Annotated in this window: 17 protein-coding genes; 4 read left to right on the forward strand and 13 right to left on the reverse strand. The window is 57.3% G+C overall.

All coding sequences use genetic code 11. The features are described 5' to 3' along the window. On the forward strand, positions 1-2,082 hold the full coding sequence (malQ, locus tag KW829_RS17690) for a 4-alpha-glucanotransferase (RefSeq protein ID WP_010436431.1): 2,082 nt from the start codon (positions 1-3) through the stop codon (positions 2,080-2,082). An 86-nt stretch (positions 2,083-2,168) separates the two neighbouring features. On the opposite strand, the gene gntT is transcribed toward malQ, so the two are convergent. The 3 genes from gntT to gntX all read right to left on the reverse strand — a co-directional run bounded on the left by gntT (position 2,169) and on the right by gntX (position 5,171). Next, positions 2,169-3,485, reverse strand: coding sequence for a gluconate transporter (gene gntT, locus KW829_RS17695; RefSeq protein WP_100167347.1), 1,317 nt, complete (start codon positions 3,483-3,485; stop codon positions 2,169-2,171). Between the two features lie 365 nt (positions 3,486-3,850). Then, complete coding sequence (gene nfuA, locus KW829_RS17700) at positions 3,851-4,426, reverse strand: Fe-S biogenesis protein NfuA (protein WP_010436427.1); 576 nt, start codon at positions 4,424-4,426, stop codon at positions 3,851-3,853. 61 nt (positions 4,427-4,487) lie between these two features. Beyond that, entirely contained in the window at positions 4,488-5,171 is a 684-nt protein-coding gene (gene gntX, locus KW829_RS17705) for a DNA utilization protein GntX (protein ID WP_218308733.1), read from the reverse strand. A gap of 36 nt (positions 5,172-5,207) precedes the next feature. On the opposite strand from gntX, the gene bioH reads away from it, so the two are divergent. Beyond that, on the forward strand, positions 5,208-5,990 hold the full coding sequence (gene bioH, locus KW829_RS17710) for a pimeloyl-ACP methyl ester esterase BioH (RefSeq protein ID WP_089598555.1): 783 nt from the start codon (positions 5,208-5,210) through the stop codon (positions 5,988-5,990). On the opposite strand, the gene feoC is transcribed toward bioH, so the two are convergent. The 5 genes from feoC to greB all read right to left on the reverse strand — a co-directional run bounded on the left by feoC (position 5,962) and on the right by greB (position 12,032). Further along, complete coding sequence (gene feoC / locus KW829_RS17715) at positions 5,962-6,201, reverse strand: [Fe-S]-dependent transcriptional repressor FeoC (RefSeq protein WP_010436421.1); 240 nt, start codon at positions 6,199-6,201, stop codon at positions 5,962-5,964. The two genes, bioH and feoC, sit on opposite strands and share 29 nt — an antisense overlap. Positions 6,202-6,212: 11 nt before the next feature. Continuing rightward, complete coding sequence (gene feoB / locus KW829_RS17720; RefSeq protein ID WP_218308734.1) at positions 6,213-8,531, reverse strand: Fe(2+) transporter permease subunit FeoB; 2,319 nt, start codon at positions 8,529-8,531, stop codon at positions 6,213-6,215. A gap of 29 nt (positions 8,532-8,560) precedes the next feature. After that, positions 8,561-8,788 carry a ferrous iron transporter A gene (gene feoA, locus KW829_RS17725; protein WP_010436417.1) on the reverse strand — a complete coding sequence of 76 codons (228 nt, stop codon included), beginning with the start codon at positions 8,786-8,788 and terminating at the stop codon, positions 8,561-8,563. A gap of 351 nt (positions 8,789-9,139) precedes the next feature. Further along, on the reverse strand, positions 9,140-11,470 hold the full coding sequence (locus tag KW829_RS17730; RefSeq protein ID WP_218308735.1) for a Tex family protein: 2,331 nt from the start codon (positions 11,468-11,470) through the stop codon (positions 9,140-9,142). Between the two features lie 88 nt (positions 11,471-11,558). Beyond that, entirely contained in the window at positions 11,559-12,032 is a 474-nt protein-coding gene (gene greB, locus KW829_RS17735) for a transcription elongation factor GreB (RefSeq protein WP_010436410.1), read from the reverse strand. Positions 12,033-12,260: 228 nt separating this feature from the next. On the opposite strand from greB, the gene ompR reads away from it, so the two are divergent. Then, a complete protein-coding gene (ompR, locus tag KW829_RS17740; protein ID WP_001157751.1) occupies positions 12,261-12,980 on the forward strand; it encodes a two-component system response regulator OmpR in 720 nt (239 codons plus the stop codon). Further along, the gene (gene envZ / locus KW829_RS17745; protein WP_218308736.1) at positions 12,977-14,344 is read left to right on the forward strand and encodes a two-component system sensor histidine kinase EnvZ; all 1,368 of its coding nucleotides are present in this window, start codon (positions 12,977-12,979) and stop codon (positions 14,342-14,344) included. Before ompR ends, envZ begins: the two co-directional genes overlap by 4 nt. Positions 14,345-14,424: 80 nt before the next feature. Here envZ and pckA read toward each other — a convergent pair whose 3' ends face one another. From pckA to KW829_RS17770, 5 genes are all read right to left on the reverse strand, one after another. Next, a complete protein-coding gene (gene pckA, locus KW829_RS17750; protein ID WP_089598559.1) occupies positions 14,425-16,044 on the reverse strand; it encodes a phosphoenolpyruvate carboxykinase (ATP) in 1,620 nt (539 codons plus the stop codon). 346 nt (positions 16,045-16,390) lie between these two features. Then, positions 16,391-17,269: an Hsp33 family molecular chaperone HslO gene (hslO, locus tag KW829_RS17755; RefSeq protein ID WP_010436401.1), complete on the reverse strand. Its 879-nt coding sequence runs from the start codon at positions 17,267-17,269 to the stop codon at positions 16,391-16,393. A 24-nt stretch (positions 17,270-17,293) separates the two neighbouring features. After that, entirely contained in the window at positions 17,294-17,695 is a 402-nt protein-coding gene (gene hslR, locus KW829_RS17760; protein WP_218308737.1) for a ribosome-associated heat shock protein Hsp15, read from the reverse strand. Further along, positions 17,692-18,375, reverse strand: coding sequence for a GMP/IMP nucleotidase (yrfG, locus tag KW829_RS17765; RefSeq protein WP_172701523.1), 684 nt, complete (start codon positions 18,373-18,375; stop codon positions 17,692-17,694). The genes hslR and yrfG overlap by 4 nt, the downstream gene beginning before the upstream one ends. A gap of 64 nt (positions 18,376-18,439) precedes the next feature. Next, positions 18,440-20,578 carry an intracellular growth attenuator family protein gene (locus KW829_RS17770; protein ID WP_010436392.1) on the reverse strand — a complete coding sequence of 713 codons (2,139 nt, stop codon included), beginning with the start codon at positions 20,576-20,578 and terminating at the stop codon, positions 18,440-18,442. Between the last annotated feature and the right edge of the window lie 131 nt (positions 20,579-20,709).

Genomic DNA, 20,709 nt, shown 5'->3' on the forward strand with positions numbered 1-20,709 from the left:
ATGGAGAGTAAACGTCTGGACAGTGCCGCGCAGGCGGCGGGGATCAGCCTCAGTTACATTAATGCGCACGGCAAACCGCAGTCTATTGGCGCCGACACCAAAAGACGTTTGCTGGATGCCATGCACAAAGCCGACGCGAAAGCGTCGGTTGCACCGGTGCCGAACGTGAAGGTCTTCACTGCAGGCAAAAAGATGCCGCTGGCGGTGGAGGGGCGTGGCGAGTTTAGCTGGCTGCTCACCACCGAAGAGGGACATCAGCACAAAGGCCATGCTACCGGTGGCAAAACGCTCAACCTTCCGGCGAAGCTGCCGGAGGGCTATCACACCTTAACGCTCACCCAGGATGACCTGCGTTTCCACTGCCGGGTGATCGTCGCGCCAAAACGCTGCTACGAGCCGCAGGCGTTGCTCGAAGGTAAAAAGCTGTGGGGCGCCTGCGTGCAGCTCTACACCCTGCGTTCGGACAACAACTGGGGCATCGGTGATTTTGGCGACCTGAAAAAGATGCTGGTGGATGTGGGCGAGCGCGGCGGCGCGTTCATCGGCCTCAACCCGATCCATGCGCTTTATCCGGCGAACCCGGAAAGTGCCAGCCCGTACAGCCCGTCGTCCCGTCGCTGGCTGAACGTGATTTACATCGACGTTAACGCGTTAGATGACTTCAAAAACAGCAAAGAGGCGCAAGCGTGGTGGAACCTCAGTACCACGCAGCACGCGCTGAAGCAGGCGCGCGACGCCGACTGGGTGGACTACGCCACCGTCACCGCGTTGAAAATGGCGGCACTGCGTCTGGCATGGAAAGATTTTGCGAAGCGCGATGACGAGCAGATGACGGCCTTCCGTCAGTTTGTCACCCAGGAGGGCGAGAGCCTGTACTGGCAGGCGGCGTTTGATGCGCTGCACGCGTATCAGGTGAAAGAGGACGAAATGCGCTGGGGCTGGCCGGTCTGGCCGGAAGCGTATCAGACCGTCGACACGCCTGAAGTGAAAGCCTTCTGCAAAAAATACGCTGACGAGGTGGACTTCTACCTGTGGCTGCAGTGGCTGGCGTACAGCCAGTTTGCCGCCTGCTGGCAGGTGAGCCAGGGCTACAAGATGCCGATTGGCCTGTATCGTGACCTGGCCGTCGGCGTGGCGGAAGGCGGTGCGGAAACCTGGTGTGACCGCGAGCTTTACTGTCTGAAAGCCTCCGTCGGCGCGCCGCCGGATATCCTTGGCCCGCTCGGCCAGAACTGGGGCTTGCCGCCGATGGATCCGCACGTGATGGCGGCGCGCGCCTACGAGCCGTTTATCGACCTGCTGCGCGCGAACATGCAGAACTGCGGGGCGCTGCGTATCGACCACGTGATGTCCGTGCTGCGCCTGTGGTGGATCCCGTACGGTGAAACGGCCGATCACGGGGCGTACGTGCAGTACCCGGTTGACGATCTGCTGTCGATCCTGGCGCTGGAAAGTAAGCGTCACCAGTGCATGGTGATCGGTGAAGATCTCGGTACCGTGCCGGTGGAAATTGTCAGTAAGCTCCGCGACAGCGGCGTCTACTCCTACAAAGTGCTCTATTTTGAAAACGACCATGAGAAAACCTTCCGCGCGCCGAAAGCGTACCCTGAACAGTCAATGGCAGTCGCGACGACGCATGACCTTCCTACGCTTCGTGGCTATTGGGAAAGCGGCGACCTGACGCTCGGCAAAACGCTGGGACTCTATCCTGATGAAGAGGTTCTGCGCGGCCTGTATCAGGATCGCGAACTCTCCAAACAGGGGCTGCTGGATGCGCTGCACAAGCATGGCTGTCTGCCGAAACGCGCCGGGCATAAGGCGTCGTTGATGTCGATGACCTCCACGCTTAACCGTGGTTTGCAGCGCTATATTGCCGACAGCAACAGCGCTCTGCTGGGCCTGCAGCCTGAAGACTGGATTGATATGGCGGAGCCGGTGAACATCCCGGGCACCAGCTATCAGTACAAGAACTGGCGTCGCAAGCTGTCCACAACGCTTGAGAAGATGTTTGCCGATGACGGGGTGAACAGGCTGATTAAGGATTTGGACAAGCGCAGAAGAGCGGTGGGTAAGAAGCGGTAGTTTCACCCTCACCCTAACCCTCTCCCAGAGGGAGAGGGAATAGAATGTAGGCCGGGTAAGCGCCAGCGCCACCCGGCTTTTTTACATCAGAGCACCATATTCAACAGCAGCACCCCGACCAGACCGCACACCGAAATAATGGTTTCCAGCGCGGACCAGGACTTGATGGTTTCACCGATGGTCAGGTTGAAGTACTCCTTGAACAGCCAGAAGCCCGGATCGTTCACGTGAGAGAAAATCACGCTACCGGAACCGACCGCGATAACCATCAGCTCAGGGCTTACGCCCGTGGTCGCAATCAGCGGGGCAACGATACCGCCTGCGGTGATCGCCGCAACGGTCGCAGAACCCAGCGCAATACGCAGCACGGCAGCGATAGACCAGGCCATCAGGAGCGGCGACACGTTGGTTTCATGCATCATGGCAGCGATGTATTTGTCCACGCCGCTGTCGACCAGAACCTGCTTAAACGCACCGCCACCGCCGATGATCAGGAGCATCATGGCAATGATTTTGATGGAAGAGGTCAGCGTGTCGTTGATCTGATCCATTGAACGACCGCGGTTCAGACCGAAGGTGAACATTGCGATCAGTACCGCAATCAGCGTTGCCATCACCGGGTCACCCAGGAATTCCGCAACCGCCAGGAACGCGTGACCTTTTGGCAGGACCATCTCCGCCACGGCACGCATCGCCATCAGAATGACCGGCACCAGAGAAGTCCAGACGCTGACGCCAAAGCCAGGCATCTCTTCTTCGGTGAAGGTTTTGGCGCTGTACAGACCTTCAGGAATCGGCTTATCAATGCCTTTCAGGAAGCGCGCATAAACCGGGCCCGCCAGAATCACGGTTGGGATTGCCAGAATTGTACCGAACAGCAGGGTTTTACCCATATCTGCGTGGAAAATGGTGGCGATAGCGGTTGGACCCGGATGCGGCGGCAGGAAGCCGTGGGTCACGGACAGCGCCGCAGCCATTGGCACACCGACATACAGCAGCGGGATATTTGCCGCAGCCGCGATGGTGAACACCAGCGGCAGCATCAGCACGAAGCCCACTTCGTAGAACAGCGCGAAACCGACGGTAAAACCGGTTAACACCACCGCCCACTGGATATTCTTCTTACCAAATTTGGCGATCAGCGTGGTGGCGATACGCTGCGCACCCCCGCAGTCAGCCAGCATTTTGCCGAGCATGGCGCCGAAGCCCATGATCAACGCCAGGCTGCCGAGCGTACCGCCGACACCGGCTTTAATCGAGCTGATGACTTTCACCAGCGGCATCCCTTGCATCAGACCGACTGCAAGTGCCACCAGAACCAAAGCGATAAATCCGTTCATTTTGAAACGGATCATCAAGAGCAGTAATAACACAACACCGATAGCGACGATGACTAATGGCATGATTTACCTGGCCTTTGAATTGTTATGGGTAACGTCATTGTTTCAACGACAAATTCCGATTGTCCCAACTGGGAACAGAGCGTTAACGGCACTCATACTGATGCCTGCGAAACCATTAAGTTTAGTCGGCTGTTATAAGGGTGCTGAGTGCCCACGAGAATGATACGGGTAACATGATGTGATTGAGAATCACCCTGGGAGGCTAAATTTGAATTATGAGACGCAGGTCAACATATAGAGGGGAGCTGCAGGAAAACAAAAGCCGGGTGGCGGCTACGCCTTACCCGGCCTACGATTCGGATGCAGTAACTGTTTTGTAGGCCCGGTAAGCGCAGCGCCACCGGGCAAGACAGACGGGTACTGAATTAGTAGTAAGAGTGCTCGCCGCGCTGGTGCTCGGTCAGATCGCGCACGCCTTTCAGTTCCGGGAATTCGTTCAGCAGCTGCTTCTCGATCCCTTCCTTCAGGGTCACATCGACCATAGAACAGCCGTTACAGCCGCCGCCGAACTGCAGGATCGCCAGACCGTCTTCCGTGATTTCCATCAGGGTTACACGGCCACCGTGTCCTGCAAGCTGTGGGTTGATCTGCGATTGCAGCAGATACTCAACGCGCTCCATCAGCGGGGCATCGTCAGACACTTTACGCATTTTCGCGTTCGGTGCTTTCAGGGTCAGCTGAGAGCCCAGCTGGTCGGTGACAAAGTCGATTTCCGCATCGTCAAGATACGGCGCGCTCAGTTCATCGACGTACGCGGTGAGCTGTTCAAATTTAAGGGCGGTGTCAGTTGCTTCCACAGCGTCCGGAGGACAATACGAGACACCACATTCTGCATTCGGTGTGCCTGGATTGATCACAAACACGCGGATCTGCGTCCCTTCTTCCTGATTTGCCAGCAATTTGGCAAAGTGCGCTTGTGCAGAATCGGAAATACGGATCATAGCTTTGGCCTAATAGTTGACTAAATTACCTGGGTATAATCATACGCCCATTGAAGAAGGGCTACAAGGTACGGCACAGACACCATACCTGAACCGACGCGGCGCCGCTTTGCAAAAGCAGTCGGGAAAGTTCAGCAACGGTACTGCCCGTGGTGACGACATCATCCACAAGCGCGATATGGAGGCCGTGAACCGGCAATTCAAGGCGGAAGGCATTTTTCAGGTTCCTTTTGCGAAGCCGCGCGCTGAGCTGATGCTGTATTGCGGTTGCCTGCACGCGACTGAGCGCTGAGGCAGCGTAACGGCATCCGAGCCAGCGGGCGAGCGGACGACAGAGCAGGTCGCTTTGGTTACAGCCGCGCCGCCAGTGGCGACGGTGGTGCAGGGGGACATTCATCAGCATGTCGACCCGCGGCAGCGCACGCGTTCGTCGTGCCTGCAAAACGGCGAGAAGCAGCAAGCGGGCAAGGGGCGTCGCCAGTACGCTTTGGTGGGAAAACTTCAGCGCGTGGATAAGCGAACTGAGCGGCGGAACATAATTATCCACCGCAACAAGCGCTTGCCACGGCGGCGCTTTTTTCAGGCAGCGACCGCAGGGGAGCGCCAGGCTGACCGCCGGTAACCCACACTGCGGACACCCGGCGATCCGTCCTTCCAGCGAGCGGGTACAGACGGAACACATCCCCCACGCGCTGAGCGCAAGCGGCATTCGGCATAGCCAGCACAAGCCGGGCACTGTTAGCATAGGTAACCTCCATGTAAAAAAAGAGAACGATAGCTGATGAAGACGCTGTGGTGGCAGACCGTTGGGACGGGAAATTGTCATCTTGTGCTGCTGCACGGATGGGGACTGAATGCGGAAGTGTGGCGTTGCGTAAGTGAGGAACTCGCCTCGCAATTTACGCTGCATCTGGTGGATTTGCCGGGCTATGGCCGCAGCCGCGGCTTTGGCGCGATGTCGCTTGATGAGATGGCGCAGCAGGTTTTGGATGCCGCGCCGCAAAACGCCGTCTGGCTGGGCTGGAGCCTGGGTGGGCTGGTGGCAAGCAAAATTGCGCTGGATAACCCCGGGCGCGTGAGCGCGCTGGTTACCGTGGCCTCGTCCCCGTGTTTTAGCGCGCAGGACGCGTGGCCGGGTATCAAGCCTGAAGTGCTGGCCGGGTTCCAGCAGCAGCTAAGCGAAGACTTCCAGCGGACGGTGGAACGTTTTCTCGCGCTGCAGACGATGGGAACAGAAACCGCGCGTCAGGATGCGCGTACGCTGAAACAGACCGTGCTCTCGCTGCCGATGCCTGACGTTGAGGTGCTTAACGGGGGGCTTGAGATCCTGAAAACGGTCGATCTGCGTGAACCGCTGGCGTCGCTGGCGGTCCCGCATCTGCGTATTTATGGTTATCTGGACGGGCTGGTGCCGCGCAAGGTGGTTCCGCTGCTGGATGACCTGTGGCCGGAGAGCCAATCGTTGGTGGTCGCTAAAGCGGCACACGCGCCGTTTATTTCGCACCCTGGCGAGTTTTGTTCGGCGCTGTCCGGCTTTATTCGCGCAGTGCCCACCACTCCCTGAGGCAGGCCTTCCCTTCCGGGCAACGTTTACAGCTGCCGGACAAACAACCGTCCGGCTCTTCCTGAATGCGCACGGCTTTTCCCATCGCTTCGAGTCTTTCCAGCATGGCATCGATCATCGGCTGGGGCGTATGCAGGCTGAGGCTTAGCTGCTTTGCCTCCATGCGCCCCTGTAACGCCAGTAAATCACGAACCTGAATCAACGATGCCATCGGTTTGCCCCTTAGTGACAGTCGCCGGTCGGGCTGTTGCAGCAGGAGGTCGGCGTTTTACGCGTCGCCAGCAGGTTGATATCAACGCGGCTCCGCGCCCGGCGTAGCAGGCCCAACACCATCACGTTAAACAGGAGCACCGCCAGGATGCAGACCAGACTGTAACGTGGGTGCTGGCTGAAGTTAACGGTCTGATAGAACACCGTCGCCAGGGAGTAAGCGATATTCAACCCCCACAGAATGGAGAAGCCCATCCAGCCGCGGCTGGACTCACGGGCGATCGCCCCCATTACCGAGATGCACGGAATATACAGCAACACGAAGATGAGGTAGCTGTAGGCCGCTGACGCACTGCCGAATTTCTCGCTCATCACGCCCATGGCGCCAGTTGCCATTTCGCCGTCGCCTTTGCTGGCCTCAATCGGGTTCGCCAGCACGCTCAGGCTGAAGGTGTCTTTCAGGCTCTGCCAGGTTTCCTCAACGGCACCCAGCAGTTCGTCGCCGAGGTGAAACTCTGCCGGATTGAACTCTTGCTCCTGAATGTTCTCTGCGGTGTAGAGCGTGTTCAGCGTCCCGACAACCACCTCTTTCGCCATTGCGCCGGTGAACAGGCCAACGGTCGCCTGCCAGTTATCCTCCTGCACGCCAATCGGTTTGAAGACCGGCGTGATGACGCGGCTGACGGAGGCGAGGGCAGAGTCGTTGATGTTATCTGCCGCCTGACCGCTCAACGTGAAGCTGTTCAGCGCGCTCAGGAAGATACTGACGATGACAATCACTTTACCGGCGCGCAGCACGAAGCCTTTCAGGCGCTGCCAGGTCTGGATCGCCAGGCTCTTCAGATGCGGTACGTGGTAAACCGGCAGCTCCATCACGAACGGTGACGCTTCACCGCGCATAATGGTGTGCTTCAGCATCAGACCGGTCAGGATTGCCATCACGATGCCGAGCACGTACAGCGAGAAGACCGCCAGCGCGCCCTGCTGACCAAAGAAAGCGGCGGCAAAGACCGCAAAGATGGCCAGGCGCGCGCCGCAGGACATAAACGGCGCCATCATGATGGTCATCAGCCGCTCGCGCGGTGCATCAAGCGTACGTGCACCCATCACCGACGGCACGTTGCAGCCGAAGCCAACGATCAGCGGCACGAAGGATTTACCCGGCAGCCCCAGCGCCTGCATCAGGCGATCCATCACGAACGCCGCGCGAGCCATATAGCCGGAGTCTTCGAGGAAGGAGAGGAACAGGTACATCATGCCGATCTGCGGCACCAGCGGCAGCACGGTGTTGATACCGCCGCCAATCCCCTGGGCGAGGAAGATGGTCAGCCATTCCGGGAAGTGCAGGGTGTAGCCCAGCCACTGGATACCGTGCACGAATATCGCGACGGAACCGGCGTCAAAGACAGGCTGGAGCGCGCCGCCGATGTTAATGGCAAGCAGGAACATCAGGTACATCACCAGCAGGAAGATGGGCAAACCGAGGAAGCGGTTGAGCACAATCTTATCTACGGCGGCGGTAAAGCGGCTGGGTTCCGCCGTCAGGGCGTTGCTGACCACGTCGCAAATCGCGGCGATGGCCTGATAGCGTGCGTCCGCGATGTGCAGCGCCGGGTCATCCAGCTCGTCGCTCAGGCGTGCCAGCGCCACGTCGAGTTTATCTGCTGCATCACCGGCATAGGCGCGGCTGTAGATATCGCCTTCCAGCATCTGCAGGCCGAGCCATTGACGCTGTCTGGCAGGCATGGCGGTGTCCATCTCCTGCGCCAACTGGCTGGCTTCACGAAGCAGCGGCTGCGCGTAGTGCACCAGTTCAATGTCGGCGTTACCTGTGTGGCGGTCAACGGCCAGCTTCAGGGCGTCAATGCCGCGCCCGCGGGTAGAGACCAGCGGAACCACCGGGCAGCCCAGGCGGGCAGAGAGGGCATCGACGTCGATGCGCAATTTCTGCTTCTCTGCGATATCGAGCATGTTAAGCGCCACGATGCAGGGAATACCCAGCTCAAGCAGCTGCAGCGTCAGATAGAGATTGCGCTCAAGGTTGGACGCATCCACCACGTTGATGAGCAGATCCGCATCGCCGCTCAGAATATAGTGGCAGGCGATCTGCTCATCGAGCGAGGTCTGGGATGAAATCGTGGTGAGCGAATAGGTGCCCGGCAGGTCAACCAGCGTGACCTGATTGTCCGTCGTCGTGAACTGGCCTTCTTTGCGTTCAACCGTCACGCCTGCCCAGTTGCCGACGCGCTGGCGCGCACCGGTTAACTGATTAAATAAGGTTGTCTTGCCGGAATTAGGATTGCCAATTAAGCCAATAGTTAATTTTTTCATTGTAATAGACTCACTGAACCGCTGGCTTGTTATTGAGATAACGCTTCGACTTCAATTAAGGCGAGGTCTTTCTTACGCAGTACCAGATTGACGCGTCGGGTTTCGATATGAACGGGGTCGCCCAGCGGGGCCACGCGTACAACCTGGAATGACGAGCCGGGTAGCATGCCGAGTGACAAGAGCTTTTGCCGATAGGCGGGGCTAATTTCACGAGTAAAACCGGTAATTTTCCATGCACTGTCTGGAGTGAATTGCATAGCGCCTGATTCCACGAGAGGTTAAATAATCTACACAATGATGATAATGAGAATAGTTTTTATCAGCAATATTAAAACTGTGACGGAATGTTGTTAATCGTATTAATTTGCGGTCTGATTGACCTTGCTCAATATTTGCAGAATTACCGGGAAGGAATAAAAAGCTTATTTGTTAATGGAGTGATAAATAGTGGTTTAAATATGGATGTGCAATCGGTTTCATATATTTCGATATGTTTTTATTCCCCTCACCCCGGCCCTCTCCCCAAAGGGGCGAGGGAGAAAAGACCGCACCGTGCGATCCCCTCTCCCCTTTGGGGAGAGGGTTAGGGTGAGGGGAATTTTGTTACCTTAGCGTTTCTTACCCATTGCCGCTGCCAGCGCATCCATCATCGCGCTGTTGCCCGCAGGCTGCGCGTCACGCCCGCGCGGTTTCGCGGCCTTCGCTGCCGGACGCTGCTGTTCGCGACCGCCGCCGTTCCCGCCGCGGCGCGCGTTGGTTTCGCCCGGCTGCTCGTCCAGACGCATGGTCAGGGCGATACGCTTGCGCTGCAGATCCACTTCCAGCACTTTCACCTTCACGATGTCGCCCGCTTTGACCACGGTATGCGGGTCTTCAACGAACTTGTCGGCGAGGGAAGAGATATGGACCAGACCGTCCTGATGCACGCCGATATCCACAAACGCGCCAAAGTTGGTGACGTTGGTGACCGCACCTTCCAGCACCATGCCGGGCAGCAGGTCGTTCATGGTCTCCACGCCGTCAGCAAAGGTCGCGGTTTTAAACTCAGGGCGCGGATCGCGGCCCGGTTTTTCCAGCTCTTTGATGATGTCGCTAACCGTCGGCACGCCAAACTGCTCGTCGGTGAAATCCGATGCTTTCAGGTTACGCAGCGCGCTGTTGTCGCCCATCAGGTCTTTCAGCGCCTGCTGGGTCGCGGCCAGAATACGCTCCACCACAGGGTAGGCTTCCGGGTGAACGGTAGAGGCATCGAGCGGGTTATCGCCGTGGTTGATACGCAGGAAGCCCGCGCACTGCTCAAAGGCTTTCGGCCCCAGACGGCTCACCTTCAGCAACTGCTGACGGTTCTGGAACTGGCCGTTCTCATCACGCCAGGCGACGATGTTCTGCGCCATCATGCGGGTTAAGCCCGCCACGCGGGTCAGCAAGGGAACGGAGGCGGTGTTCAGGTCAACGCCTACGGCGTTTACGCAGTCTTCCACCACCGCATCCAGCTTGCGCGCCAGCTGCGTCTGGCTCACGTCGTGCTGATACTGGCCCACGCCGATGGATTTCGGGTCGATCTTCACGAGTTCGGCCAGCGGATCCTGTAAACGGCGTGCGATAGAGACCGCGCCGCGCAGGGAAACGTCCAGGTCCGGGAACTCCAGCGCTGCCAGTTCAGACGCGGAATAGACGGATGCGCCCGCTTCGCTGACGATCACTTTCTGCGCCGTCACTTTCGGGAACTGTTTCTGCACGTCGAGGTAGAAACGCTCGGTTTCGCGTGAGGCCGTACCGTTGCCGATGGCGACCAGTTCCACGTTGTACTTCTCGCACAGCGCCGCCACCACGACGGCCGCTTTCGCTGCCTGACCAGTGTGCGGGTAAATAGTGTCGGTGGCGACAAGCTTGCCGGTGCCGTCAACGACGGCAACCTTCACACCGGTACGCAGGCCCGGATCGAGACCCATGGTCGCGCGCAGGCCAGCAGGGGCGGCCATCAGCAGGTCGTGCAGGTTGCGGGCGAAAACGTTAATGGCTTCGTCTTCGGCGCGCTCGCGCACGGTGCCCATCAGCTCGGTTTCGAGGTGCATCAGCACCTTAATGCGCCAGGTCCAGCTCACCACGCCTTTACGCCAGCTGTCCGCCGGGGCGTTGTTCAGGCGCAGGCCGAGGTGATCGGTGATGATCTGCTCGCAGTGGCTCTCTTTCGGCGGCTCGTCAAACTGCGGGTCGGCGTTCAGGGAGAGCTGGAGCACGCCTTCGTTGCGGCCGCGGAACATCGCCAGCGCGCGGTGTGAAGGGGTGGTAGAGATCGGTTCGTGGTGATCGAAGTAGTCGCGGAATTTCGCGCCTTCTTCCTCTTTACCCGCGACGACGGTAGAGACGATGTGGGCGTTTTTCCACAGGTAATCACGCACTTTAGCGAGCAGGGCGGCGTCTTCAGAGAAACGCTCCATCAGAATGTAGCGCGCGCCGTCGAGGGCGGCTTTGGTGTCCACTACGCCTTTGTCAGCGTCGATAAATTTCGCCGCTTCGGTATCGGGATCGTGGGACGGCTCGTTCCACAGCAGGTCGGCCAGCGGCTCAAGACCCGCTTCAATCGCAATCTGCCCACGCGTGCGGCGCTTCGGTTTATACGGCAGATAGAGATCTTCGAGTTCGGTTTTGCTCAGGGTGCCATTGATGGCGTTTTCCAGCTCGCTGGTCAGCTTGCCCTGTTCGCCAATGGATTTGAGGATTGCCTGCCGACGTTCTTCCAGCTCGCGCAAATAACCCAGACGCGTTTCCAGGTTACGCAGCTGCGTGTCATCCAGACCACCGGTGACTTCCTTACGATAGCGTGCAATAAACGGCACGGTGTTCCCTTCATCAAGCAGGCGAACGGCAGCTTCTACCTGTTCGGCTCTGGCCTGAATATCACCCGCAATAATGCGGCAGAGCGAATCTTTCATCATGGCTTTATCATCTGTTGAGTCGAAAAAATCAGGGGATAGTTATACGGGCTGACACGGCAAAATGCCAGCCGTGGAGGGCGCTCTCGGACTATTTAACGTACTCGATTTCGTTCACGTACCAGCTGGCTTCACCGGAAGGGGTCTGAACGACGGCCAGATCGCCCACTTCCTTTTTCAGCAGCGCGCGCGCCATGGGTGAGTCGATGGAGATGTAATCCTTACGACCAAAAATTTCATCGTAGCCAACGATGCGAAACCGCAGGGTGTTGCCGTCATCGTTTTCAATTTCAACCCACGCGCCGAAGAACACTTTGCCCTCCTGCTGCGGGGAGTAATCGACAATTTTCAGGTTCTCGAGGCACTTCGTCAGGTAGCGAACCCGGCGGTCGATCTCACGCAGTCGCTTTTTGTTGTACTGGTAGTCAGCATTTTCGCTGCGATCGCCCAGACTTGCCGCCCAGGTGACTTTTTTGGTCACCTCGGGACGCTCTTCGCGCCACAGGTAATCCATCTCTTTTTTGAGCTTTTCGTACCCTTCGCGGGTGATCAGGGGCGTTTTCATGGTGAAGCCTTTGCTGCCGGTTTACTGTCTTGCGCACAATACGTACCACACAGTGTAACAGACAGGATTAATAATGATTTATGTGATGAAATGAGCAGATAAGCTGCTGTTAAATATGCTTTGTAACAATTTCGACTAGAATTTATACCAGAATTAGCTGGTCGAATACGTGCACTTTTTTAGAATACGCTGTTACAAAGACTATCCGAACCTTTGGGAGTACACACAATGCAAGAAAACTACAAAATTCTGGTCGTGGATGACGACATGCGCCTGCGCGCGCTGCTTGAGCGTTATCTGACCGAGCAGGGCTTCCAGGTTCGTAGCGTCGCGAACGCTGAGCAGATGGACCGTCTGCTGACCCGTGAATCTTTCCACCTGATGGTCCTTGACCTGATGCTACCGGGCGAAGACGGGCTTTCCATCTGCCGCCGTCTGCGCAGTCAGAGCAACCCGATGCCAATCATCATGGTGACGGCGAAGGGCGAAGAGGTTGACCGTATCGTGGGCCTCGAAATTGGCGCAGACGACTACATTCCAAAACCGTTTAACCCGCGTGAACTGCTGGCGCGTATTCGCGCCGTGCTGCGCCGTCAGGCGAACGAACTGCCGGGCGCTCCTTCCCAGGAAGAAGCGGTGATTGCCTTCGGTAAGTTCAAGCTGAACCTCGGCACCCGTGAGATGTTCCGTGAAGACGAGCCAATGCCGCTCACCAGCGGCGAGTTTGCGGTACTGAAAGCGCTGGTCAGCCACCCGCGTGAGCCGCTCTCCCGTGACAAGCTGATGAACCTGGCGCGCGGTCGCGAATACTCCGCAATGGAACGCTCCATCGACGTGCAGATCTCCCGCCTGCGCCGCATGGTGGAAGAAGATCCGGCGCATCCTCGTTATATTCAGACCGTGTGGGGTCTAGGCTACGTGTTTGTCCCGGACGGCTCTAAAGCATGAGGCGAATGCGCTTCTCGCCGCGAAGCTCGTTTGCCCGCACCCTGTTATTGATCGTCACCCTGCTGTTCGTCAGCCTGGTGACGACCTATCTGGTGGTGCTGAACTTTGCGATCCTGCCGAGCCTCCAGCAGTTTAATAAGGTCCTTGCCTACGAAGTCCGTATGCTGATGACCGATAAGCTGCAGCTGGAGGACGGCACGCAGCTGGTTGTTCCCCCGGCGTTTCGCCGTGAAATCTACCGTGAGCTGGGCATTTCGCTCTACTCCAACGAAGCGGCGGAAGACGCTGGCCTGCGCTGGGCGCAGCACTACGAATTCCTTAGCCAGCAGATGGCGCAGCAGCTGGGTGGCCCAACGGAAGTGCGCGTTGAGGTCAACAAAAGCTCGCCGGTCGTCTGGCTGAAAACCTGGCTCTCACCCAACATATGGGTGCGCGTCCCGCTGACCGAAATCCATCAGGGCGACTTCTCGCCGCTGTTCCGCTACACCCTGGCCATCATGCTGCTGGCGATAGGCGGCGCGTGGCTGTTTATCCGTATACAGAACCGACCGCTGGTCGACCTGGAGCACGCGGCGCTGCAGGTCGGTAAAGGGATTATTCCTCCACCGCTGCGCGAGTATGGCGCCTCAGAAGTGCGTTCGGTGACGCGTGCGTTTAACCATATGGCGGCAGGTGTGAAGCAGCTGGCGGATGACCGTACGCTGCTGATGGCGGGCGTTAGCCATGACCTGCGTACGCCGCTGACGCGTATTCGCCTGGCGACGGAGATGATGGGGGAAGAGGACGGTTACCTTGCCGAGTCCATCAACAAGGACATCGAAGAGTGTAACGCCATCATCGAGCAGTTCATCGATTACCTGCGCACCGGGCAGGAGATGCCGATGGAAATGGCTGACCTGAACGCGGTGCTGGGCGAGGTGGTGGCGGCGGAAAGCGGCTACGAGCGTGAGATTGATACCGACCTGCAGGCGGGGGAGATCCAGGTGCGCATGCATCCGCTCTCCATCAAACGTGCAGTGGCGAACATGGTGGTCAACGCGGCTCGCTACGGTAATGGCTGGATTAAAGTCAGCAGCGGGTCTGAACTCAACCGCGCCTGGTTCCAGGTGGAAGACGATGGCCCTGGCATTAAGCCTGAGCAGCGTAAGCATCTGTTCCAGCCGTTTGTGCGTGGCGACAGCGCGCGCAGCACCAGCGGAACCGGTTTAGGCCTGGCGATTGTGCAGCGTATTATCGATAACCATAACGGATTGCTGGAGATTGGCACCAGCGAACGGGGTGGGCTGAGCATTCGCGCCTGGCTGCCGGTACCGGTGACGCGGGGGCAGGTGAAAGAGGGTTCATCATTAAAAGGTGCGGTTTGATGCCCTCACCCCGGCCCTCTCCCACGGGGAGAGGGAGAAAACATTAAAAAAGGCAACTTGCGTTGCCTTTTTGCTTTTAACTACAGCTTCGGACCCGCGCTCACCAGCGCTTCGCCTGCCGGGGTATCGGTATACTTCTCGAAGTTCTCAATAAACAGCTTCGCCAGCGATTCCGCCTTCTCGCGCCACTGCTCCGGTGAGCCGTACGTATTGCGCGGGTCGAGGATATGCGTATCCACGCCCGGCAGAGACGTTGGGATCGCCAGGTCAAACATTGGCAGCGTGAAGGTTTCAGCGTCGTCCAGAGAACCATCCAGAATGGCGTCGATAATCGCGCGGGTATCCTTGATGGAGATACGCTTGCCGGTGCCGTTCCAGCCGGTGTTCACCAGGTAGGCCTGCGCGCCGGATGCCTGCATGCGTTTTACCAGCACTTCAGCGTACTGCGTCGGATGCAGCGACAGGAAGGCCGCGCCGAAGCAGGCGGAGAAGGTCGGAGTTGGCTCCGTCACACCGCGCTCGGTACCCGCCAGCTTGGCGGTAAAGCCCGAGAGGAAGTGGTACTGCGTCTGGCTGGCGGTCAGGCGAGATACCGGAGGCAGTACGCCGAACGCATCCGCCGTCAGGAAAATTACCTTCGTAGCATGACCCGCTTTTGACACCGGCTTCACGATATTGTCGATGTGGTAAATCGGATACGACACACGGGTGTTTTCGGTTTTCGACGCATCGTCGAAGTCGATGGAGCCGTCGGCACGCACGGTGACGTTTTCGAGCAGCGCGTCGCGGCGGATCGCGTGGAAGATATCCGGTTCGGCCTCTTCAGACAGGCGAATGGTCTTCGCGTAGCAGCCGCCTTCGAAGTTAAACACGCCGTCGTCGTCCCAGCCATGTTCGTCATCGCCAATCAGGCGGCGTTTCGGGTCGGTAGAGAGGGTTGTTTTCCCAGTGCCGGACAGGCCGAAGAATACCGCCACGTCGCCTTTCTCGCCGACGTTCGCCGAGCAGTGCATGGAGGCGATACCGCGCAGCGGCAGCAGGTAGTTCATGACCGAGAACATCCCTTTCTTCATCTCGCCGCCGTACCAGGTACCGCCAATCAGCTGGATACGCTCGGTCAGGTTGAAGGCAACAAAGTTCTCGGAGTTCAGACCCTGCTCTTTCCACTGTGGATTCGTGCATTTTGCACCGTTCATCACGATGAAATCTGGGGTGAAGTCCTGTAGCTCTTCGTCGGTAGGACGAATAAACATATTTTTCACGAAATGCGCCTGCCAGGCCACTTCGGTAATGAAACGCACGGAAAGTCGGGTGTCGGCGTTAGCGCCGCAGAAAGCGTCGATAATGAACAGGCGCTTGCCGGAGAGTTGGTGAGTGACGAGCCCTTTCAGATGCTGCCAGGTCTCCGGGGAGAGCGGTTTGTTGTCGTTCTTCCCTTTGCCCTTATCAGCCCACCACAGCGTATCGCGGGTGGTTTCGTCTCGGACGATATACTTATCTTTCGGCGAACGACCGGTAAAAATACCGGTATCGACGGCGATAGCACCAAGGTTTGTCAACACACCTCGCTCGTATCCTTCCAGTGCTGGATTGAGCTCTTCCTGATACAGCGTATCGTAATCGGGGTTGTAGACGATTTCCTGGACGTCGTGAATACCATAAGCCATGAGATCTTGCGGGGTTAAACCAGTAACACGCATATCACTGCTCCTTAGCCAATATGTACTGCCTGAAATTGTAGGGTTTTTCTGAGGTTGTTAACCGCGACGGGGCTCATAGATTTACGTATCTGGACAAAACCCTTACTAACGGAAAACGCTGCGACTCCAGTCACAGCGCAGGCGGATTATCGCAGGAATCGCTTTTTGGTTGTGGAAAATGTTCCTAAAAGGTTAAGGGCTGGTGAATTTAACCGAAGGAATGTGAATGTAATCGCATACACGTAAGAAAATTACGTAAGAGTTACATAGGGAAAACGATTCAGCTTGGGGGGGGTTTTTACCCCTCTCCCCAAAGGGGAGAGGGTTAGGATGAGGGGAAAGAGGTTTAGTGGACCTGCGGATCCGCCGGGGAGGCGTTATTGCGGATCTCGGCGATATCCATCGAATTGAACACGTAGTGCGTACCGCAGTAGTCACAGTGCATGTCGATTTCACCGTCTTCCGCCATGATGCTGTCGATCTCTTCGTCAGGCAGCGTTTTCAGGGCGCCCGCGCAGCGCTCGCGGGAGCAGGTGCACTTAAACTCCACCGCCTGCGGGTCGTATACCGTCACTTCTTCTTCGTGGTACAGACGCCACAGCACGTCGGTCGCCGACAGGTTGAAGAGCTCTTCTGCTTTGACGGTTTCGGTCAGCGTCGCCAGGTGCTCAAAATCATTAGTCTGCGCATCCTGTGCAGGCAGAACCTGCAGCAGCATACCGCCAGCAGCAGGCTGACCGTCAACTTCACCGGTGCGGATGAACAGACGGGTTGGCAGCTGTTCAGACCGCATGAAGTAGTCTTCCAGGCAGGCTGCCAGGGTATCGCCTTCCAGCCCGACCACGCCCTGATAGCGCTCGCCTTCCTCCGGAGAGATGGTGATCACCAGATAGCCATTGCCAACCAGCGTTTTCAGATCCGCATTTTCAGGGACTTCGCCCTGAACGCGTGCAACGCCGCGCATCTGCTGCTGGTTGTTGCCGTTGATCACCGCCAGCGTCATCGGGCCGTCACCCTGCAGCTGCACGGTGATATCACCAGCGAATTTTAGCGTGGCGGTCAGCAGGCTGGTGGCAACCAGCAGTTCGCCCAACAGGGTTTTCACCGGCAGCGGGTAGTTGTGGTTTTCCAGAATCTGTTTCCAGGTTTCGGATACGGTGACCAGCTCGCCGCGCACGGCGAATTGTTCAAACAGATAGCGGTGTAATTGGTCGTGTTGGGCCATTTTCATCTCTCGTGCAGGTGAGGGTTACTCGGTCTCACCGTGTTTAAATTTCATCAGATCGCGGCGCTCTTTTTTATCCGGTCGCCGGTCCGGGTGAGGCATCGTCAGCGCGTTCATTTTGCGCGCCAGCGCGGTTTTCTCACGCTTTTCAATGCTTTCAACTGTCTCTTCATAAAGCTGTGTGGCTTCGGTTGCGGGACGTCGCTGTTCGGTAATGGCTTTAATCACTACCGTTTTTTCATCATTACCCTGGCGCAGCGTTAAGGTGGCATTCAGCTCAACCATCTTGCTCGGCTTGCTGCGCTGACCGTTGTAATGCACTTTGCCACCATCAACCATTTCGCGGGCAAGGGCGCGCGTTTTATAAAACCGGGCCGCCCATAGCCATTTATCCAGTCTTACCCCATCAGAGGGTTTTTCTTTCATGGCGTCTCCTTCACGGTGAGTGAGGGGATCATCCGGCGATAGTCGTTCAGCCCCGGATGCCGCAGGTAGCTTTTTTCAGCCAGTCCGGAATCAGGATTGGTCACGCCCAGACAATAGCGAATGCCAAACGTCGCGGCAGCATCCAGAATCGGCTCGCTGTCGTCAATAAACAGCGTACGTTCTGGCTGTAAACCGGTCTCTTCCGCCACCGCATGCCACAACCGCTGATCCTCTTTCGGATAACCAAATGTGTGGGTGGAAAGTAATAAATCAAGGTGTGACGCCAGACCCGTATGTTCCAGCTTCACGGCCAGATTATGAGGATGCGCGTTAGTCAGCAAAATGCGGCGCTTACCGCTGGCTTGCAGGGCATCCAGGAACGGCACCGTATCGTCGCGCAGTACCGCGCGTGGCCCTTGGGCGGTGGTCATGGCACAAATATCCAAACCGAGGCGCTCGCTCCAGTAGTCCAGACAGTACCAGTTTAGCGTATGCTGCACGGCGCTATATTGCGAACGAATGAATTCCTGCGCTTCTGCCGGAGAGATACCCTGCTGTTTACCGTATGTTTCGGGCACCAGTTGTTGCCAGAAAAAGTTATCAAAGGCGAGATCAAGCAGCGTGCCGTCCATATCCAGCAGGACGGTATCGACCTCCTGCCAGGCAATATCAAGATGCATTTAGGGGAACTCCAGCCAGAAGAAACGTGCGCGACAGGGTAGCACAACTTGCCGCGCAGTGACGTTATCCGATCAGGCTCTCAGAGGATGAGATGAGTTTAGGATTGAGGCAATTTTCGTAATACTGCTGAATCTCAGCAAGCCGGGTGCGCGAACGCTGATAGCGGCGCAAGGCCATAAAGCCGTTCCAGAAAATGCATGCCAGCATCGCGATCATCAGCAGGGATGTGCCGATATAACGCCACAATCCTGCGCTATCCGGCATTCGGTGCAGGTCGACATGGCGCGTGCCATTGGCGTCTGTGAAGATACGTGTGACGATCCCTTCCGCGCTGAACGGCGTTTGCATCAGCATTTGAGCAAGCCGCTGGAACTCTCCCCACTGCTCCTGAGCCGGGTAGTCATATAACGCAACTTGCGGATAAGGCTGATCAACCAGATCGCTCCCCTCATCGCTGACAATCACAAAGCCGCCCGGAGCCGGGCTGTTTAACGCCTGGGCTGCTCGGGTGGTTTCGCGCATCACAAACGGCGCGGTGGAGGTGGCGACCAGGTTATCCAGAGATTCAGCGCTGACCGGACGCAGCAGCACGTTGACGCCGTCCAGGCGTCCTGCTTCCGCGCGTTTCACCAGTGCATCCCAGTCCTTGCTGTTCCCGAGATTCACCAGTGCATTTTTAAGCCGCACGCACTCGTCCTGGGCAGAACAGAGATCCTCTGTTTTCAGGACGATTTCACCAAAGTCATCCAGCAGTACCATGCCCGATTTCTGAATTGCCGAACGCAGGGCAGGGCTAACGCGGGAATCGTCATCCGGTTTCGGATGCAACTGGCGGCTGACCGTTTCGGTGAGCGCCGTAGCTTTATTCACGACATCGGATTCAGGCAGCGGCAGCGGAGGCGCATCGTTCCAGATAATTTGCGAACAATCAAACGGCATAAACGGCGAATTCTGACGTGTGTTCCATGCGCCAGGCGCATGGATGTTACACATTCCGGTCCCTTGCAGACGCAGCGTATCACCCACGCGTATGCCGGCGTCTTCCAGTTGCTTCACGCTGGTGGCTTCCACCGTCTGCGCCCCTTTAATCCATGACAGGGTGAACTTAATGGGCATATCCAGCGGCACGAAAAGTAGCAGCATCAAAAAGACCAGCGCTGCACCGCCAGCAATGACCGTGCTGCGAAGCCAGTGCTGAAGCGGGAAGTTTTTCACTTCATCGTGCAGGGACAGATAACGCCCCTGACGCACCACGTGGCGGTCGAGGTAGATATCGATATCGGTTTTATGCCCTAAATCCTGGGCGATCCACGGCTGCCAGTGGCGCGGATAGATAAGGTCGATAATACCGAGCGAGATATTATTGAGATGCTCCTGATCGTTCTCGCCGAAGAGACCCCAGCGCTTTGGCGTTCCACGCAGGCAGTGAATTTCACGCAGCGACGTTTTCGTCGGAGGGGCAAACAGACCCCACAATCCGGCCGCCAGGAGCAGAACTGCGCCGCCCGCAAGCCAGGGAACGAAAACATCTGGCGTGAGCAGACAGAAGAAAAAGAGCAGAAATGCCGCAACAATCAGCACCGCTTCACGAATACCATCCGGGCGGCTTAAGGCGTACTCTTCATGCGTCTCCTGACGAATGTTCAGCAGTTCAATCTGCTCTGTCTCTTCACCGCGAATGCTGGCCTGCGTTGAACTTGCCCGTTCCAGCGCGAAGCGCGGCGCTTCATGCACGTACTCATTGAGGTGATGACCGTTTAGCGAGATAACCAGCGGCAGGGAGTCGGTATGAATCAGCTCTACGCTGTTTTCATCATTAATGTACTGTTCCCAGAATGGCGGGAGATGGACCTCGACAGAATCCAGGTAATAACGCCATTTGTTAGGGTCGTCAGTCGTAATGCCGTAACGGGTGATCGAGCGCGTCACGCAGAGCACGGTGTCGCTTTGTGCGTTAAGATTGAGGGAGACCGGCGCAGTACTGGCACCCGTTGGCCCAGGCGACTGCTGAGCGCGGTTCAGATTATCGAGGTAGTGTTCAATGGCGCTGCGTTCTTCAGGCGCGAGCTTACGTGTCGTCGCACCCGCAAAAGCGTTTAAAAAGGGCAGTCGATATCGACGCTGTACGCGACGCCTGTACGCCCACCCTGCAACCAGCGCGGCGGCCAGCATAGCAGTGAGAACAATCAAAATGGTGCTCATGCTTTCCCCATCTTACTTATCTTACAGGTGTAGTCAGTAGCACCTTTAACATGAATGAGAGTCTGTGGTTGGCTATCGGCAAGTATGGAGTCGAACTTGAGCATTCTGAAGCGCATCCCAGTGACCGATGA

This window comes from Enterobacter sp. ENT02 (genome assembly GCF_019219165.1).
Classification (GTDB): domain Bacteria; phylum Pseudomonadota; class Gammaproteobacteria; order Enterobacterales; family Enterobacteriaceae; genus Enterobacter; species Enterobacter mori.

Coding starts and splice junctions, on each gene's coding strand:
- malQ (WP_010436431.1), top strand. CDS start 1: ATGGAGAGTAAACGTCTGGACAGTGCCGCGCAGGCGGCGGGGATCAGC.
- gntT (WP_100167347.1), bottom strand. CDS start 3,485: ATGCCATTAGTCATCGTCGCTATCGGTGTTGTGTTATTACTGCTCTTG.
- nfuA (WP_010436427.1), bottom strand. CDS start 4,426: ATGATCCGTATTTCCGATTCTGCACAAGCGCACTTTGCCAAATTGCTG.
- gntX (WP_218308733.1), bottom strand. CDS start 5,171: ATGCTAACAGTGCCCGGCTTGTGCTGGCTATGCCGAATGCCGCTTGCG.
- bioH (WP_089598555.1), top strand. CDS start 5,208: ATGAAGACGCTGTGGTGGCAGACCGTTGGGACGGGAAATTGTCATCTT.
- feoC (WP_010436421.1), bottom strand. CDS start 6,201: ATGGCATCGTTGATTCAGGTTCGTGATTTACTGGCGTTACAGGGGCGC.
- feoB (WP_218308734.1), bottom strand. CDS start 8,531: ATGAAAAAATTAACTATTGGCTTAATTGGCAATCCTAATTCCGGCAAG.
- feoA (WP_010436417.1), bottom strand. CDS start 8,788: ATGCAATTCACTCCAGACAGTGCATGGAAAATTACCGGTTTTACTCGT.
- KW829_RS17730 (WP_218308735.1), bottom strand. CDS start 11,470: ATGATGAAAGATTCGCTCTGCCGCATTATTGCGGGTGATATTCAGGCC.
- greB (WP_010436410.1), bottom strand. CDS start 12,032: ATGAAAACGCCCCTGATCACCCGCGAAGGGTACGAAAAGCTCAAAAAA.
- ompR (WP_001157751.1), top strand. CDS start 12,261: ATGCAAGAAAACTACAAAATTCTGGTCGTGGATGACGACATGCGCCTG.
- envZ (WP_218308736.1), top strand. CDS start 12,977: ATGAGGCGAATGCGCTTCTCGCCGCGAAGCTCGTTTGCCCGCACCCTG.
- pckA (WP_089598559.1), bottom strand. CDS start 16,044: ATGCGTGTTACTGGTTTAACCCCGCAAGATCTCATGGCTTATGGTATT.
- hslO (WP_010436401.1), bottom strand. CDS start 17,269: ATGGCCCAACACGACCAATTACACCGCTATCTGTTTGAACAATTCGCC.
- hslR (WP_218308737.1), bottom strand. CDS start 17,695: ATGAAAGAAAAACCCTCTGATGGGGTAAGACTGGATAAATGGCTATGG.
- yrfG (WP_172701523.1), bottom strand. CDS start 18,375: ATGCATCTTGATATTGCCTGGCAGGAGGTCGATACCGTCCTGCTGGAT.
- KW829_RS17770 (WP_010436392.1), bottom strand. CDS start 20,578: ATGAGCACCATTTTGATTGTTCTCACTGCTATGCTGGCCGCCGCGCTG.